Origin of the sequence: Flavobacterium sp. W20_MBD1_R3, assembly GCF_052119725.1 — a bacterium.
In the GTDB taxonomy this organism is placed as follows: domain Bacteria; phylum Bacteroidota; class Bacteroidia; order Flavobacteriales; family Flavobacteriaceae; genus Flavobacterium.
The window spans coordinates 52,014-67,197 of sequence record NZ_JBGQOR010000006.1; the positions used below are offsets into that span (position 1 = coordinate 52,014).

At 34.3% G+C, this 15,184-nt stretch carries 17 protein-coding genes and 1 tRNA gene; 6 read left to right on the forward strand and 12 right to left on the reverse strand.

What is annotated here, in order from left to right:
- Positions 1 to 29: 29 nt before the first annotated feature.
- Together ACEN2F_RS09840 and ACEN2F_RS09845 are read left to right on the forward strand one after the other, a co-directional pair.
- Positions 30 to 899 (forward strand): rhomboid family intramembrane serine protease, encoded by an 870-nt coding sequence (locus tag ACEN2F_RS09840; RefSeq protein ID WP_441738487.1) that lies wholly within the window; start codon positions 30 to 32, stop codon positions 897 to 899.
- A 45-nt stretch (positions 900 to 944) separates the two neighbouring features.
- Positions 945 to 1,991: an endonuclease/exonuclease/phosphatase family protein gene (locus ACEN2F_RS09845; RefSeq protein ID WP_441738490.1), complete on the forward strand. Its 1,047-nt coding sequence runs from the start codon at positions 945 to 947 to the stop codon at positions 1,989 to 1,991.
- Between the two features lie 13 nt (positions 1,992 to 2,004).
- Here the strand turns inward: ACEN2F_RS09845 and ACEN2F_RS09850 are convergent, their stop codons facing one another.
- The 7 genes from ACEN2F_RS09850 to ACEN2F_RS09880 form a co-directional block, all read right to left on the reverse strand.
- Positions 2,005 to 2,634, reverse strand: coding sequence for a WbqC family protein (locus ACEN2F_RS09850; RefSeq protein ID WP_441738492.1), 630 nt, complete (start codon positions 2,632 to 2,634; stop codon positions 2,005 to 2,007).
- Between the two features lie 74 nt (positions 2,635 to 2,708).
- Positions 2,709 to 4,280, reverse strand: a complete 1,572-nt coding sequence (gene lepB, locus ACEN2F_RS09855; RefSeq protein WP_441738494.1) for a signal peptidase I — start codon at positions 4,278 to 4,280, stop codon at positions 2,709 to 2,711.
- Between the two features lie 71 nt (positions 4,281 to 4,351).
- Positions 4,352 to 5,080, reverse strand: coding sequence for a 4-hydroxy-tetrahydrodipicolinate reductase (gene dapB / locus ACEN2F_RS09860; protein WP_441738497.1), 729 nt, complete (start codon positions 5,078 to 5,080; stop codon positions 4,352 to 4,354).
- Between the two features lie 5 nt (positions 5,081 to 5,085).
- On the reverse strand, positions 5,086 to 5,286 hold the full coding sequence (locus ACEN2F_RS09865; RefSeq protein ID WP_441738500.1) for a hypothetical protein: 201 nt from the start codon (positions 5,284 to 5,286) through the stop codon (positions 5,086 to 5,088).
- Between the two features lie 45 nt (positions 5,287 to 5,331).
- Positions 5,332 to 5,886 carry a DUF5683 domain-containing protein gene (locus ACEN2F_RS09870; protein WP_441738501.1) on the reverse strand — a complete coding sequence of 185 codons (555 nt, stop codon included), beginning with the start codon at positions 5,884 to 5,886 and terminating at the stop codon, positions 5,332 to 5,334.
- A complete protein-coding gene (locus ACEN2F_RS09875) occupies positions 5,886 to 6,785 on the reverse strand; it encodes a ParB/RepB/Spo0J family partition protein (RefSeq protein ID WP_441738504.1) in 900 nt (299 codons plus the stop codon). The genes ACEN2F_RS09870 and ACEN2F_RS09875 overlap by 1 nt, the downstream gene beginning before the upstream one ends.
- Positions 6,786 to 6,788: 3 nt before the next feature.
- Entirely contained in the window at positions 6,789 to 7,556 is a 768-nt protein-coding gene (locus ACEN2F_RS09880) for a ParA family protein (RefSeq protein ID WP_441738507.1), read from the reverse strand.
- A 422-nt stretch (positions 7,557 to 7,978) separates the two neighbouring features.
- Between ACEN2F_RS09880 and ACEN2F_RS09885 the strand changes: the two genes are divergently transcribed.
- From ACEN2F_RS09885 to trxB, 3 genes are all read left to right on the forward strand, one after another.
- Positions 7,979 to 8,053, forward strand: a tRNA-Pro gene (locus tag ACEN2F_RS09885).
- 43 nt (positions 8,054 to 8,096) lie between these two features.
- Complete coding sequence (locus ACEN2F_RS09890; protein WP_441738509.1) at positions 8,097 to 8,342, forward strand: GIY-YIG nuclease family protein; 246 nt, start codon at positions 8,097 to 8,099, stop codon at positions 8,340 to 8,342.
- A 198-nt stretch (positions 8,343 to 8,540) separates the two neighbouring features.
- The gene (gene trxB, locus ACEN2F_RS09895; RefSeq protein WP_441738511.1) at positions 8,541 to 9,488 is read left to right on the forward strand and encodes a thioredoxin-disulfide reductase; all 948 of its coding nucleotides are present in this window, start codon (positions 8,541 to 8,543) and stop codon (positions 9,486 to 9,488) included.
- A 482-nt stretch (positions 9,489 to 9,970) separates the two neighbouring features.
- Here trxB and ACEN2F_RS09900 read toward each other — a convergent pair whose 3' ends face one another.
- The 5 genes from ACEN2F_RS09900 to ACEN2F_RS09920 all read right to left on the reverse strand — a co-directional run bounded on the left by ACEN2F_RS09900 (position 9,971) and on the right by ACEN2F_RS09920 (position 14,403).
- Positions 9,971 to 10,804: a GIN domain-containing protein gene (locus ACEN2F_RS09900; RefSeq protein WP_441738514.1), complete on the reverse strand. Its 834-nt coding sequence runs from the start codon at positions 10,802 to 10,804 to the stop codon at positions 9,971 to 9,973.
- A gap of 86 nt (positions 10,805 to 10,890) precedes the next feature.
- Complete coding sequence (locus tag ACEN2F_RS09905; RefSeq protein WP_441738517.1) at positions 10,891 to 11,631, reverse strand: head GIN domain-containing protein; 741 nt, start codon at positions 11,629 to 11,631, stop codon at positions 10,891 to 10,893.
- 2 nt (positions 11,632 to 11,633) lie between these two features.
- Positions 11,634 to 13,367: a PspC domain-containing protein gene (locus tag ACEN2F_RS09910; protein ID WP_441738520.1), complete on the reverse strand. Its 1,734-nt coding sequence runs from the start codon at positions 13,365 to 13,367 to the stop codon at positions 11,634 to 11,636.
- Positions 13,368 to 13,369: 2 nt separating this feature from the next.
- Entirely contained in the window at positions 13,370 to 13,702 is a 333-nt protein-coding gene (locus tag ACEN2F_RS09915) for a PadR family transcriptional regulator (protein WP_441738522.1), read from the reverse strand.
- A gap of 245 nt (positions 13,703 to 13,947) precedes the next feature.
- On the reverse strand, positions 13,948 to 14,403 hold the full coding sequence (locus ACEN2F_RS09920; RefSeq protein ID WP_441738524.1) for a DUF4870 domain-containing protein: 456 nt from the start codon (positions 14,401 to 14,403) through the stop codon (positions 13,948 to 13,950).
- A 273-nt stretch (positions 14,404 to 14,676) separates the two neighbouring features.
- On the opposite strand from ACEN2F_RS09920, the gene ACEN2F_RS09925 reads away from it, so the two are divergent.
- Complete coding sequence (locus ACEN2F_RS09925) at positions 14,677 to 15,129, forward strand: DUF4442 domain-containing protein (protein WP_441738527.1); 453 nt, start codon at positions 14,677 to 14,679, stop codon at positions 15,127 to 15,129.
- Positions 15,130 to 15,184 lie beyond the last annotated feature (55 nt).

Here is a 15,184-nt window from a genome sequence, read left to right on the forward strand (position 1 = left end):
AATAACCGATTTTAAATCCTAAATCACTTATGAATATTATCGATGATCTGAAATTACAATACAAAATGGGAGGCCTCGTCCTGAGATTAATCTTTTGGAACGTGTCGTTATTTGTGTTTCCGTGGTTGTTTTTCGCTATAATATCCGTGTTGGGTATTGATATTGATTACATGGAATATGTAAGTTTGTCTTCTAATCCTGCTAATTTGTTATGGAAGCCGTGGTCATTGCTTTCGTATGCTTTTTTTCATAGCGGCATCATGCATATTATTTTTAATATGATTGTTTTAAACTTCTCTGGTAGATTATTTATGACTTATTTTAATGCTAAACAATTGCTGGGGTTATATGTTTTAAGTGCAATTTTCGCGGGACTTTGTTATATTCTTGTATTTTATTTTTTAAATATTAATGCGCCAATTATAGGTGCCTCTGCAGCAATTATGGCTATTTTAGTAGCCGTTACAACCTATTACCCTTTGATGAATGTTCAGCTTTTGATTATTGGCAATGTCAAATTATGGTACATCACCGCTGTAATTATTGTTGTTGATTTGATGCAACTTCGTTCTGGAAATATGGGGGGACACGTTTCTCACCTCTCGGGTGCTCTTTTTGGATTTATTTTTATTAAATTGCTTCAAAGCGGATCAGATATGAGCACGGTGGTGTCTCAGACTATTGCTCTTTTTACAAATTTGTTCCAAAAGAAAGCATCCACACCGTTCAAAAAAGTACACAAAACTTACCATAAGCCTGTCGAAAAAAGTGCTTCAAAAATTATTGAAAAAGATAAAGGTCAGCAACAGATCGATGAAATATTAGATAAGATTAGTCAGTCCGGTTACGATAGTTTGTCTAAAGAGGAAAAGGAATTTTTGTTCAAAGTTGGTAAATAGGTTTGTAGCGCTTTAGCTTTTACCAAAATAAAAAAATATATAAAAATGAAAAATCTTTCGTGGTTTAATAAAGGGATATTTTTTTTGAACATTGTCCTAACTTTGGTCACTTTTATTGCTTACGTTTTGCCTTTTCTAGCACCTAAATCTTTTCCTCTTCTTTCAGTTTTAACTTTGTTTATGCCGTTTTTCTTTATTTTGAATGGCTTGTTTTTCCTATATTGGGCTATACAATTTAAAAAACAGCTAATTGTTTCTGGTTTAGTTTTATTGATTGGGATTACTTTTATAAATAAATTTTATAAATTTTCATCTACAGAATCAATCAAGGAGGAAAAAGATTTTACTGTGATGAGTTACAACGTTCGGTTGCTAAATGTGTTCAAGTGGATTGATAGAGATGACGTACCTGCTGATATTTTGAACTTTATAAATGACAAAAATCCTGATATAGTGTGTCTTCAGGAATTCTCAGCTTCAGCTCATATTGATTTAAAAGTATATCCATATCGTTATATTTATATGAATGGTGACCAAATCAAAACAGGCCAGGCTATTTTTTCTAAATTCCCTATATTGGATCAGGGAAACATCATTTTTCCTAACTCTAGCAATAACGTGATTTATGCAGATATAAAAAAGGGAAAAGACGTAATCAGGGTTTATAATATGCATTTGCAATCCATTAAAATTTCTCCTGATGTTAATGAGATTGATCAAAATATAGATGTTATTAATCAACAAAAATCACAAATGCTTTTTATCAGAATCAGTAAAGCATTCAAACAACAACAACAACAAGCAGAAATTTTCAAAGAACACAAAATGAAGTGTATTTATCCTATTGTTATTTGTGGCGACATGAACAATAGTGCCTTTTCCTATGTTTATAGAAGCGTAAAAGGAAATATGAAAGATAGTTTTGAAGAGGCGGGATCTGGATTTGGAGAAACCTATAAATTCAGATATTATCCAGCAAGAATTGATTATATTTTTGCCGATGAGAAAATGTCAGTTAAAAAATTTGAAAATTTTCCTGAATTTATAAATTCGGATCATTTTCCTATCATGGCACGATTGTCCTATGATTAATAGGCTATTAATGCTATTCTTTGGTAATCAAAACTTGTGTTTTTAGATAATCCATCGCGTATTTCCCTTCATTAAATAGTAAATCTAAAACACTCAAATTGTTGATAAAACCGTGTTTATCATCAAAAACCTGTGTGTAATTTTCAAATACCGAAAGATCTTTTTTTCCGTTGACCAAAGTTCTAAAATCGATTATTGTAGTTGTATTGACCTCATGAAAGTATTCTGTGGTTGTTGCGTAATCCAGTTTCATGCGGAAACATTTGGACAGAATTGCCAGTACTTCGAAATTCAAATCCAATAAAAAGTCTTGTTTTTTTTCGAAAATAGGTCGAATGTCATCTTCAAAAAATTCAAAAAATGGCGAGCTTCTATAAGCAGCTTCCAGTGATTTGAAATGCTGTTTTTGCCAGTCAAAATCGGTTTCAATCCTAATATCTTTTGTTTTTTGATGACTTTCTTTCGAATGCTTTACCGGAATATTTAATAACTGAATGCCGTTAGGACTGTAAATATAAGTTCGGTTGCGATTGGTTTGTTTCTGAAAATTATCTTCTATTTCAAAAGTAATATTTTCAGATTGTACGATCGCTGCGAAGTGACTAATTGAAGGAAAGTAAGTAGGATGGAGGAGAATGTTCATTTGTTTTTTGGTTCTAAGTTTAAAGTTTAAGGTTGTCTTGTGACTTTGAACCTTAAACCTTAAACATTTTTTATTTAACCTTTACTCTCTTTTCTTTTCTTCCAAAAATATTCTCCTACGAAGAAAATTACTAATCCAAGTAGAAATAATTTAAAATAGGACTGTGGTTGCCCTTCACCGCTAACTGTTGTAAAAACTCTGTCCCAGCGGACCTTGTTTAGTCCTTTTCCGTTTGGATCAATACTCAACCATATAAAAACAGGTTTTCCTACGATATGATTTTCCGGTACAAATCCCCAGTAGCGACTATCCTCTGAGTTGTGACGGTTATCACCCATCATCCAGTAATAATTTTGTTTGAAGGTGTATGTTTGTACAACCGCACCATTCAATCTTATTTCGTTTCCTGTAACCTTTAGATCATTTGTTTTTCCGTCGTCATTCATCTCATAATCAGTGATGATTGCTTTATAGAATGGTAGCGTTTCAATTGTTAATGCGACAGTTTTTCCTTTTTCTGGAATGTAAACAGGTCCAAAATTGTCACGGTTCCATTTATTGATGTGTGGAAATATAGTGTTGTCAGCTTCTTTTGATATTTGGCGGATCACAGCCGTGATACCAGGAACGTTTTTTAATCGGTCCGCTCCAGCTTGTGTCAAAGCACTCAATAAAATAGTATCTCTTTTTGTTTGATCTAAAAAACCTGCAGGATCAGTGATGTCCATTTCCTTGAATAAATATTCAAAATCAATAGGTGTTTTTCCGTCTAATGCCACCTTATAGGAGAACTGTGGTTTGGCTCTTTCTGGCATTTGCAACAGCTTACCATCTATGTACACGAATCCTTCTTTTATCGATAAGCTATCTCCTGGAAGACCCAGACATCTTTTTACATAATTCGACTTTTTGTCAACAGGCTTGTATGCGCGTCTTTTTGACGTGTCAAAAAACATATAGACGGTATCTACTGGCCAGTTAAAAACAACAATATCCGTATGGTCAATATTCTGAACGCCTGGCAATCTCATATATGGCAATTGTGGCCAGCTGATGTATGATTTACTTTTTGTCAAAGGAATAGAGTCATGAACCATAGGAAGCGCGACTGTTGTCATGGGAACTCTGGCGCCGTAATTCATTTTGCTCACAAATAGAAAGTCACCCACTAATAAAGATTTCTCTAAAGAAGGAGTTGGAATTGTGTAGGGTTGAATAAAATAGGTATGCACGATTGTGGCTACAATTACCGCAAAAAGTAAAGAGCTAACCGTATCTGCCGTTTTGTTTTCAGGTCTTAGGCTTCTGTCAGCAATGTACTCTAGTTTTTGGGTGTAGTTAACGTAGTAAATATAGAATCCAAAAGTAATTATAGCTAAAAAAGTATCTAAACCGGATCGTTTTCCAAAACTTCGAAGTGTTTCTACCCAGAGTACTGGAAAAATAATCAAATTGATAATTGGTATAAATAATAAAATAGTCCACCATGTAGGCCGACCTGTAATTTTCATTAAAACAATCGCATTATATACAGGAATAGCGGCTTCCCAGCGTTTTCTACCGGCGCTCTCGTATAATTTCCAAGTTCCTAAAAAGTGAACTATTTGGACAAGCATAAAAAACACAAACCATTGAATTACTGACATTTTTTTTTGTTTAAAGTTTTTAGTTTAAGGTCATCTCGTTTGAAATTATATCCTTAAGCAGACTAATAATTTTATTTTAATTCTAATACATCTTTCATCGTAAAAACGCCTTGCTTTCCTACAATCCATTCCGCTGCAATTACTGCACCTAATGCAAAACCTTCGCGATTGTGTGCGGTGTGCTTAATTTCGATGGCATCTACAGCTGAATTATAAGTGACGGTATGTGTTCCCGGAACGGATCCAATTCTTTTAGCTTCAATTGGAATTTGTGTTGATGATGTGCTGGCGATCAAATGCTCTTTCTCCTGTTTTTCTAAAGTCCAGCCGGTATAGAAACTATTTGCAAGTATTCCGTCAGCTAATGAAATAGCAGTTCCACTTGGTGCGTCCAGTTTTTGAGTGTGATGAATTTCTTCGATTGCAACGGTGTACGTGTCAAATTTTGACATGATTTTAGACAGATATTCATTCAGCTCAAAGAAAATATTTACCCCTAAACTAAAGTTAGAACTCGAAATAAAAGCTCCTTTTTGTTGATTGCAAAGAGCAACCATTTCATCATAATGTTCTAGCCATCCTGTTGTTCCCGAAATTACGGGGACATTAGCATGAAAGCAGCTTGATATATTAGCAACGGCCGCGGTGGGAACACTAAAATCAATAGCTACGTCAGCAGTTGCAAGGCCTTCAAAAGTATTCTTTTCTTCTTTTTTTAAAACGATTTGATGCCCTCTTTCTAGTGCAATTCGTTCAATTACCTGTCCCATTTTTCCGTATCCTAGAAGCGCAATTTTCATTTGTATTATTTTTTGAATTTTGAATAATTAATTAGACCTGCAACTAATAGTGCGATTAAAAATCCAGCAAAGAATCCTGAAAAGAAGGAATTCATTCGGATTGGATCTAATGTCTTATTTTCGGAATAATTTACTAAAGTGATAAGCAATAAAACTGTAATTCCAATAAAAAAATTTTTCTTCCCAATTCTGTTTATTAATGACATACTGCTTTATTTTCTTTATTTAATATTTCAAACTAGCTTTAGACACTAAAAACTATAGTTAAAGGTTAGTCCCACATTCGTCTTTAATGTTACATTATTCGGATAAAGTACTGGTCTTAGCGATAAGTTCTCATCTACATTAAATTGTAATAAAGCGGCATCTACATTGGCATCAAGAATATTCAACGCATAAAAAGCAATAGTAATTAGAGCAGATAAATCACGATTTCTTTGGTAAAATTTTTGACCGGCAATCAATCGATTATTGTCTAAAAAGGCTAAATCATCTGTTGTATATCCTTCTAACCTGCTTTTGTAAGCATCTCTGTATTGATGGTATTTTTTGTTACTATCAATGTAAAAGTAAAGACTGGTTCCTATGGCTCCATAAACCAGCGGTATTTTCCAGTATTTTTTATTGTAAGCCTGACCTAGTCCTGGCAATACGGCTGAATAAAAAGCTGCTTTTGCTGGAGTTAGAGGATCAATATCATTTGATTTCAAAGTATCTTTGGCGACCAAAACCGTTTCTGTTTGCGCCAAAACAGTAGTTTTCCCTACTGTAAAAAAGAACAAAGCGATGAAAATGATTTTGCGCACTATTCGTTTATTAGTTTAATAATTCGGTTGAAATCTTCTTCGGAGTGAAACGGAATTGTAATTTTACCCTTGCCATTTCCAGCTACTTTTACGTCTACTTTGGCTCCAAAATAATTGGCAAAAGTATTCTTTTGAGTCTCTTTTATTTCAAAGGAGGTTGCTTTGGGTTTTCCGGCAGGTTTAGGTTTTAAGCTTTCCTGATAGTTTTTTACTAGAGCTTCTGTATCACGAACCGATAGATTTTGACTAACAATTTTTTGATATATGTCCGTTTGAATGTCTTGGTCTTCAATATTGATTATGGCGCGACCGTGTCCCATACTGATAAAACCATCGCGAATTCCGGTTTGGATAATCGGATCTAGTTTCAATAGTCGTAAATAATTAGCAATTGTAGATCTTTTTTTTCCTACACGATCACTCATTTGTTCCTGCGTCAATTGAATTTCGTCAATCAAACGTTGGTACGAAAGTGCAATTTCAATTGGATCTAAATCATGGCGTTGGATATTTTCCACCAAGGCCATAACCAGTGATTCGTTATCATTAGCAATTCTAATGTAAGCAGGAACCGTTTTTAATCCCACGAGAGTAGACGCACGAAGACGACGCTCTCCTGAAATTAATTGGTATTTATTGAAATCTAATTTTCGAACAGTAATGGGTTGAATAACACCTAATTCTTTTATAGAAGTTGCTAATTCTCGCAATGATTCCTCATTAAAATTGCTTCTGGGTTGAAACGGATTTATTTCAATAGCTTCAATTTCAAGCTCAATAATATTTCCTACAACTTTATCGGCATTTTTATCATTAACGGATTTTATATCGTTTTCCGGATCTTTTAGTAACGCAGATAATCCTCTTCCTAGGGCTTGTTTTTTAAGTGCTTTTGCCATAAATTATTTGCTGTTTTTCTTGATAACTTCTTGAGCCAAGTGTAGGTAATTAGTAGCACCTTTGCTTGTTGCATCGTAGTTTATTATGCTTTCGCCAAAACTGGGTGCTTCACTCAATTTTACATTTCTTTGTATAATAGTTTCAAAAACCATGTCGTTAAAATGTTTTTGAACTTCTTCAACCACTTGGTTTGACAAACGCAAACGGGAGTCAAACATGGTCAATAATAATCCTTCAATGTCTAGATCCGGATTGTGAATTTTTTGGATACTTTTGATGGTATTCAGTAATTTTCCTAACCCTTCTAACGCAAAATATTCACACTGAATAGGAATAATCACGGAGTCCGCAGCCGTCAAAGCATTTAAGGTGAGTAATCCCAATGATGGAGCACAATCTATAATGATATAATCGTAGTTATCTTTGATGCTTTCTAATGATTGCTTAAGCATATACTCTCTATTCTCCTTATCGACTAATTCGATTTCAATGGCAACAAGATCTATGTGCGAAGGAATTACATCTACGTTTATTGCAGAACATTTAATAATGGCCTCTTTTGGTGTGTGACTGTGTTCCAGAATTTGATAGGTCCCTATTTCAACAGATTCAACATCAATTCCTAAGCCTGAAGAAGCATTTGCTTGTGGATCAGCATCAATAAGTAATACTTTCTTTTCTAAAACGCCCAGTGAAGCTGCAAGATTTACAGATGTCGTAGTCTTGCCAACCCCTCCTTTTTGATTAGCAATTGCGATGATTTTACCCATTTATTTTTCTAAATTTTGAACCGTAAAAATACAATTATTTATGGTTTCTAAAAATCTATTTTGTTAACATTTGTTAAAGCTTGATTAGTTGCTATTTGACAATTTGCGTTTTTAAACGGGTTTTATTTTTTAGAGTGGCTTCCAGCTGTGCACTGTAATCCCGATTGTTTCGGAATTTGAGGTGCTCTGGGTTTTTTCTAAAGCCGTAAAAGGGCTTTTTATGATCGCTCCTTTCTGTTAGCAAATAATTTGGGACTAACCCGCCGAAGCTTTTTACTGCCATCTGTGAGAGGGAAGTTATGACTAGATTATGCTTTTGAAACCTAAATTTATTTTTGGATTTATAGACCAAATAAATTTAGTTCTTATTTCTAAAAATGTTTTGCATAAACCAAAAATAATGCTATCTTTGCACCCGCTTACGGGGTGTAGCGTAGCTCGGTTATCGCGCCTGCTTTGGGAGCAGGAGGCCGCAGGTTCGAATCCTGCCACCCCGACGAAAGCCGAACACACTTGTTCGGCTTTTTTTATTTTATAAATATGTACACTGTATACATAATTCAGAGTGAAATTTCTTTTAAATATTATATTGGTCAAACGGATCACCTTATAAATAGATTATACAGGCATAATTCTGGATTTAGTTTGTCTACAAAGTCTGGGAAACCATGGTGTTTGATTTATGAAGTTGAACTTCCAACACGATCAGAGGCTATGATTTTAGAGCATAAAATAAAAAAAAGAGGAGCGAAACGATATTTGGCAGACCTAGGTTTCTTTAAATAAATATTTAGTGGCTCGGATATAGCGTCCCGCAATGGCGGGAAGGCCGCAGGTTCGAATCCTGCCACCCCGACAAAAATCCTTTCTGTCTCAACAGAAGGGTTTTTTTTATAAAAGCATAACAAAAACTGATACTTCCAGTTCATTATTCCGGCAATAATATCCTATTTTTGCATTGTTAATTCAAAAAAAAGCATCAACATGTCAAATACAATCGAAAAAATTAAATGTCTTATTATAGGTTCTGGTCCAGCAGGTTATACTGCGGCAATTTATGCTGCCAGAGCAAATATGAACCCTGTTGTATATCAAGGAATGCAGCCTGGAGGTCAGCTAACTACTACTAATGAAGTAGAAAATTGGCCTGGAAATCCTGAGGGGATAACGGGTCCAGAAATGATGGTAGGCTTACAGGCTCAAGCAGAACGTTTTGGAACTGATGTGCGTGATGGATGGGCTACTAAAGTAGATTTTTCAGGGGATATTCATAAAGTATGGATCAATGATACTATAGAATTGCATTGCGAAACTGTCATTATTTCTACCGGAGCATCGGCTAAATATTTAGGGATGCCTTCAGAGCAACACTATTTAAAAATGGGTGGCGGTGTTTCAGCTTGTGCCGTTTGCGATGGTTTTTTCTATAGAAATCAAGAAGTCGTGATTGTAGGAGCAGGAGATTCTGCTTGTGAAGAGGCACATTATTTGTCTAAACTTTGCAAAAAAGTAACCATGTTAGTGCGCAGCGAAAAATTTAGAGCTTCTAAAATCATGGAAGAGCGCGTTCGTAAAACAGAGAATATTACCATATTAATGAACCATGATACTGTTGAAGTACTAGGCGACGAGCAAGTAGTTACTGGCGTTAAGGCTTTAAATAAAACAAGTAACGAAGTTTTTGATATTCCTGCAACTGGTTTCTTCGTGGCTATAGGTCATAAACCCAACACCGATATTTTCAAAAGTTTTATTACTTTAGATGAAACAGGTTATATTATTAATACGCCGGGGACTTCAAAAACGAATGTTGAAGGCGTTTTCGTGGCAGGTGATGCTGCGGATCATGTCTATCGTCAAGCGATAACGGCTGCAGGAACAGGTTGTATGGCTGCTCTTGATGCCGAAAGATATTTGTCTGCTAAAGAATAATTTTCATCACAAATTTCAAATTAAAAAGTCCCATTTGCCATAGCAAGTGGGACTTTTTGTTGTTATGATATTTTAATTCATCAGTTGGGTATACTTCAGGTTGTTTATTTTTGCAACCAAATAGAAACAGATATTTTGAAATTTTGAAAAGCGTCTTACTTTTTTACAGGAAGACAATCACTTTGTTCACCCATTAATTTGGCTATCTAGCTCTTTTTTTTCTGTGTTTCTTGTGGTTCAAAATTTTATTTAAGACGGATTGAAATGTTTATTAATTACCCTCAAGAAGTTTAATCTCTTTAGGTTTTATTTCTCGAAGCGCTGTTTCGATTTTTTTAGCCACAGATTCACAGATTAAAAAAGATTATTGAAAATCTGTGAATCTGCGGCTGTTATTTTGCTAATGCCCCTGGGACTCTGCCCCGAGGTAATTTATTTAATCCAGTTTTTCTCCCTCTCCTTCTAGAGGGTCGGGTAGAGGATTATTTCAACTTTTTAATCAATTTTGCTTCATCGGCAAATTTTCGTATTTCAATTTTTGGAGAACCCAGCAGTTGAATTTCTGATTTGTCAACAGCATCTATACTTACCGCTGTTTCAACAAATAAACTGCAGCTTGAATCACTTTCAGTGGTGATATCAGCATTTTTAGTATTGAATTTGTTTCCTGTGAACGATGCATTGTTGTCCAGACGAAGGGCCGTATTTACAGCATTTCCTTCTAATGTAGCGCCTGACTTTAGGTACATATCCATTTTTAAATCCGCGGTAGTGATTAAGGCTTTTAGCGTTGCATTTTTGCTTAATTCGATAACCGTATTTTCGGCTTTTAAATTGAGTTCTGTTTTTGTTTTATCATCAGCTTGAAGCAAGAAATCCTTAGTGCTGATATTCAAAAATAATTTGGAATCATCATGAGATTTTAAGGTTACAGTATTTAGTATAAGTTCCTGAATGGCATTCACTGTTGACTCATCTTTTGCAGTAATCAAATTTAAATCATTAGTATAGGTAACTCTCACAATCATTTTTTTGTATTTTATCGCTTGCTTTGTCGTGTAAATACGCAATATATTGTCAGTTACATCTACAGAAATAATTTCGTGCAAGTTATCATCAGCCTCGATTTTTAGTGCTGTTTTTTCCCCTCTTTCCAGGTGAATTTCTAGGTTGTCTTCAACTAGTAACGATTCAAAATTTTCAATTTCTCTGCGCTCAACAGTTACCGTTTTAGATCCTTTTATTTTTTCCTTTTTTTGTGCCAATGTCAATGTGGTTGATAAAAGCAGTAGGAATATAAGCGTGTATTGTTTCATGATTATTTAAATAAGTGTCCACACAAATATAAAAAAATCATCCACTTGTGATGGATGATTTCTTTATATTTTAACAAAAATATGTTTTAATCTTGGCTGATGCTTCCGCCTGAACTAGTGTTTTTTTGAATTGATTTGGGTTGTATGTCGTAGGTAATATTACCTCCGCTGGATGCCTCTGCCTTTAAGCTGACAATAGGATGAACACTAATGGAAGCTCCGCTGGAAACATCGGCACTGATGTCATTGACCAATAATTTATCAGCATTGATTTCGCTACCACTACTAGCGGTCGTTGTCATCTGTAGCGCTTTTCCATTAATGGTAATCGTACTTCCGCTACTGGTGTCACACGTAATAGTATCCGATTCAATACTTAAATCAATACTTGCTCCACTCGACGTGTTCAATCGTATGTTTTCGCCTTTTACTATATTCTTGCTCGAGATTGTTGCGCTGCTTGTGGCTTCTAATTCATCAATAACAGCCATTTTTACTGTTACTTTTTTAGAACTAGCATTGGAAAAAGAATTTTTGTCAAATGAAATAACGAGGGTTCCATTTTCTACTTTGGTGGTAATGTGTTTTTGTAAATTATCATCCGCTTCAACCACTATTTCTGTTTTATCTGATTGCTCAATAACAAGATCTATCGCGTTATTGACTTCAATGCTTTTGAAATCACCGTCAACTATTCGGCTTTCCGTGGTCACATTGCCGCTTCCTTTTATTGCATTTAAGTTAATAGAATGGTTGCAAGAAGCAAATAATAAAGCTGTTAATACAACCAGAATGAATTTTGTAATTAGGGTGATGATTTTTAACATGGCTAGTTCGTTTTAATGATTATACCGTCTTTATTTATTTTCAATCCTTTACTACTGCTGTTTGATTTTAGAGTATCTTTTTCTATTGAAACTCCGTTATCGTTAATAGTTACTGTCACATTCGTACTATCATCATTAGTGCGGGTTTCTACATCGTTATACTCGTTTTCATCTGCGGGACAATTTAAACATTTTATTTGAGAATTTTCAACTTTGTAAATGTAATTGTCTGAACTGTAATGTAAATTAAAAAATTCATCATCAGATTGGTCGTAATTTTGCAAGGAAGCATCTGGTTTTAATAATGTTCCTTCTGGCACAAATAAAGTTATTTCAATCTCTTGATCTCTGTATTTATTTTTTAAATCAGTCAGTAAATAGTTGTCTAAAATCAGTTGATTGCCTATTATTTTATACCCATATTTAATTTTTTCAGCTCTGTTTTTTGCTTCTGATAATGATCTTCCTCTTGCCTCTTTTTCAATTTGAATGTAAGGTAGCTTCTCGTCTGTTTTTTCGATTTTAAAACTTACTTCATTCGAATAAATAATATCAGTTCCGGTAGAATCTTGTGTGACCATGAAATCATTTTGGTCTTCTACATTTTTAGCAAAATAATCATTGTGTTTGAATTTGATAAAAAGCGTATCATTTAGATTTAAATTGATTGTTTCTTTCTTCACCACTCGTCCATCAACTGCAAAAGCACTGGCTTGTTTTATTCCAATTGATATTGCTAATGCAACTGCAATTAACCAGAGTGCTAACAAGGTGTATTTTGCAATATTTCCAATAGATTTCATGTTTGGAGCCAATAATTTGAAACCCAATAACGCTAAGAAAAAGAACGGAATTCCAGCGGCGAAGAACATCAAAAGTCCAAAAGCCCATATAGGATAATCCGTAAAGTTACCAGCTTCTATAAAACCTTGCCAAGGAAAATCAATAAATACCCCAGACCCTAAAGTAAAAATTCCGATCAACAGAAAAAACAATATTGTTATCCCGGTGATGATTAAAATTACACCTAAAACTTTTGCGAAAATTTTAAAAACTGTCAGTATAAAATCACCAAAAGAGTTTCCAATTTTGTTAGCGCCTGTTTTTATCTGGTTGCCATACTTGTCGTAGTCAACATTTTTAATCTTGTCCGAAACATTTTCAAATTCTTCACGTACTTTTTTTTCAATGTTCGAAATCGTAACTGGTTCCCCCGTCATTTCCAGTTTTTCAGTGGTAGTAACTGCTTCCGGAGTTACAATCCAAAGGATGATATAGGCTAGGATTCCAGTTCCAAATCCAGCAAAAACTAGTAAAATAAGTGCAATTCTGATCCACACCGCGTCAACGCCAAAATAATAACCTAATCCTGAAGCCACGCCACCAATCATCCCTTTTTCTTTGTCACGGTATAATTTTTTAGTACTGCTTTTTGAGTAATCAGTATAATTTTGCGAACCTTTCAGATCATCTTCAATGATGTAATCTTCCGGTTGTCCCATAACCGCAATCACTTCGTCAACATCTTTTAAACCAATAACATATTTATCTGATTTTTGCTTTTCATTCAATAATTCCGAAACACGCATTTCAATATCTTTGATGATTTCATCGTGTCCTGATGAATTGGATAAAGAACGCTTTATCGCGTCAAAATAGCGTGTCAATTTTTGGTATGCATCTTCATCTATGTGAAAGAACATTCCGCCTAGGTTTATATTTACAGTTTTGTTCATGACTATTGTTTTTGGTTGGTTATTAGGTTTACGGCATCGGATAATTCAGTCCAAGTACCATTTAGTTCGTTTAAAAAAGCTTGACCAATTTCGGTTAAACCGTAATACTTTCTGGGAGGTCCTGAATTAGATTCTTCCCAGCGGTAGTTGAGCAATCCATCATTTTTTAATCGCGTTAGCAGCGGATAAATCGTTCCCTCCACCACTAATAATTTGGCATTCTTTAAAGTGTCCAATATTTCCGATGTGTACGCATCTTTCTCTTTTAATACCGATAGGATGCAAAACTCGAGAACACCTTTTCGCATCTGTGCTTTTGTGTTTTCAATGTTCATAATTTCTTTTTTTTGATTTTGTGTTGATTAAACAGTTCGTTTTTTGATCGATGATTTGTCATTGCGAGGAACGAAGCAACCTCGTATTGCCTGATACTCTTTTTATTTTTTTGGAGCTCATTCCTGCTTTCCATTTCAATCTTTTATATTTTTAAAGAAAAAATATAAAAGGATTTCCATTGCAATCAGGGCTAGTTCATTCGTTTTAGGTATTCCATATATTCTATTATAATTTGATTGCTTTCTTATTTAAGGAACGGAATCGTTATCGGATATTTATATTTATCTCCATTGGCTGTTTTGATTGAAGCATAAATAATCAAAAAGAATTCAGCTACTTTCAAAAGACCAAAAATTAAAATAGCAACTATACCTAGAGTTAGCATTCCAATATTGTCCTCAAAATTAAAATTTGAAAGTGACATATCATGATGATTTACCAATGACTTAAAAGAAACATTTTTGAACACGGAAATAAAAAAAGAGGGAATTGCAATCATAATCAGTACTAACGAGTACAGCAGTAAACTCAACTGAAAATTCAAGACTTGCTTTCCGTGGTGATCTACAAATTCAGATTTCTCTTTTTTGGTACTCCAAAGAATGATGGGAAAAATATAATTTCCAAAAGGGATGAAATACTGTGTTAAAGTACTCAAATGAGTAAAAGTTGCAATGTTTTTTTCAGTGGTTGATTCCATTGTTGTTGATTTTGATGATGATTAAAACTTTCCGAGATTAGCTAAATACGTTGCCTAGTAATTTCTTATGCAAATATATATCTAAAAGACAGTATCTTGTTTTACATAGTACTAAATATTAACACAATGTTAACATATTAATTTAATATGTACGCATACTATTTTTTTGTATTTTAGCAAAAAACCAATTGATAATGAGCGCATCCGTATCTTAAATCGCAATAACAATCAACATTGGTAATCCCTTTTCTCTTTAAAAAAATATTGCTACCTATGAAACTTACAGCATCAAAACTTAATAAATTTCTACTTTTCAAATTACCATCGGCATTTATTTGTGGGGTACGGGTAAAAACTATAGATGAGAACCAATGCGTAGTCTCTGTAAAACACCGATGGATCAACCAAAATCCATTTAATTCGATGTATTTTGCCGTACAAGCAATGGCTGCTGAACTTGCTACAGGAGCTTTAGTGATGTTCCAAATTCAAAAATGTGGCAGGAAGATCTCTATGTTAGTTGCCAATAATAAAGGAAATTTCACAAAGAAAGCAACTGGCAGAATCACTTTTGCTTGCAATGACGGGCATTTGATAGAGAAAGCGATTCAAGATACTATTGCCTCAGGCGAAGGACAAACTTTTTGGATGAAATCCATTGGAACCGATGAAAAAGGAATTCAAGTATCCGAAATGGATTTTGAGTGGAGTGTTAGAGTCAAATAAATAGTAATTTTTATCGAGCAATAGTAATAGAAACCGGCCCAAATATAAGAAACAA

Bases quoted from the DNA above. Each gene is read 5' to 3' on its own strand.
- ACEN2F_RS09840 (WP_441738487.1), top strand. From the start codon at position 30: ATGAATATTATCGATGATCTGAAATTACAATACAAAATGGGAGGCCTC.
- ACEN2F_RS09845 (WP_441738490.1), top strand. From the start codon at position 945: ATGAAAAATCTTTCGTGGTTTAATAAAGGGATATTTTTTTTGAACATT.
- ACEN2F_RS09850 (WP_441738492.1), bottom strand. From the start codon at position 2,634: ATGAACATTCTCCTCCATCCTACTTACTTTCCTTCAATTAGTCACTTC.
- lepB (WP_441738494.1), bottom strand. From the start codon at position 4,280: ATGTCAGTAATTCAATGGTTTGTGTTTTTTATGCTTGTCCAAATAGTT.
- dapB (WP_441738497.1), bottom strand. From the start codon at position 5,080: ATGAAAATTGCGCTTCTAGGATACGGAAAAATGGGACAGGTAATTGAA.
- ACEN2F_RS09865 (WP_441738500.1), bottom strand. From the start codon at position 5,286: ATGTCATTAATAAACAGAATTGGGAAGAAAAATTTTTTTATTGGAATT.
- ACEN2F_RS09875 (WP_441738504.1), bottom strand. From the start codon at position 6,785: ATGGCAAAAGCACTTAAAAAACAAGCCCTAGGAAGAGGATTATCTGCG.
- ACEN2F_RS09880 (WP_441738507.1), bottom strand. From the start codon at position 7,556: ATGGGTAAAATCATCGCAATTGCTAATCAAAAAGGAGGGGTTGGCAAG.
- ACEN2F_RS09890 (WP_441738509.1), top strand. From the start codon at position 8,097: ATGTACACTGTATACATAATTCAGAGTGAAATTTCTTTTAAATATTAT.
- trxB (WP_441738511.1), top strand. From the start codon at position 8,541: ATGTCAAATACAATCGAAAAAATTAAATGTCTTATTATAGGTTCTGGT.
- ACEN2F_RS09900 (WP_441738514.1), bottom strand. From the start codon at position 10,804: ATGAAACAATACACGCTTATATTCCTACTGCTTTTATCAACCACATTG.
- ACEN2F_RS09905 (WP_441738517.1), bottom strand. From the start codon at position 11,631: ATGTTAAAAATCATCACCCTAATTACAAAATTCATTCTGGTTGTATTA.
- ACEN2F_RS09910 (WP_441738520.1), bottom strand. From the start codon at position 13,367: ATGAACAAAACTGTAAATATAAACCTAGGCGGAATGTTCTTTCACATA.
- ACEN2F_RS09915 (WP_441738522.1), bottom strand. From the start codon at position 13,702: ATGAACATTGAAAACACAAAAGCACAGATGCGAAAAGGTGTTCTCGAG.
- ACEN2F_RS09920 (WP_441738524.1), bottom strand. From the start codon at position 14,403: ATGGAATCAACCACTGAAAAAAACATTGCAACTTTTACTCATTTGAGT.
- ACEN2F_RS09925 (WP_441738527.1), top strand. From the start codon at position 14,677: ATGAAACTTACAGCATCAAAACTTAATAAATTTCTACTTTTCAAATTA.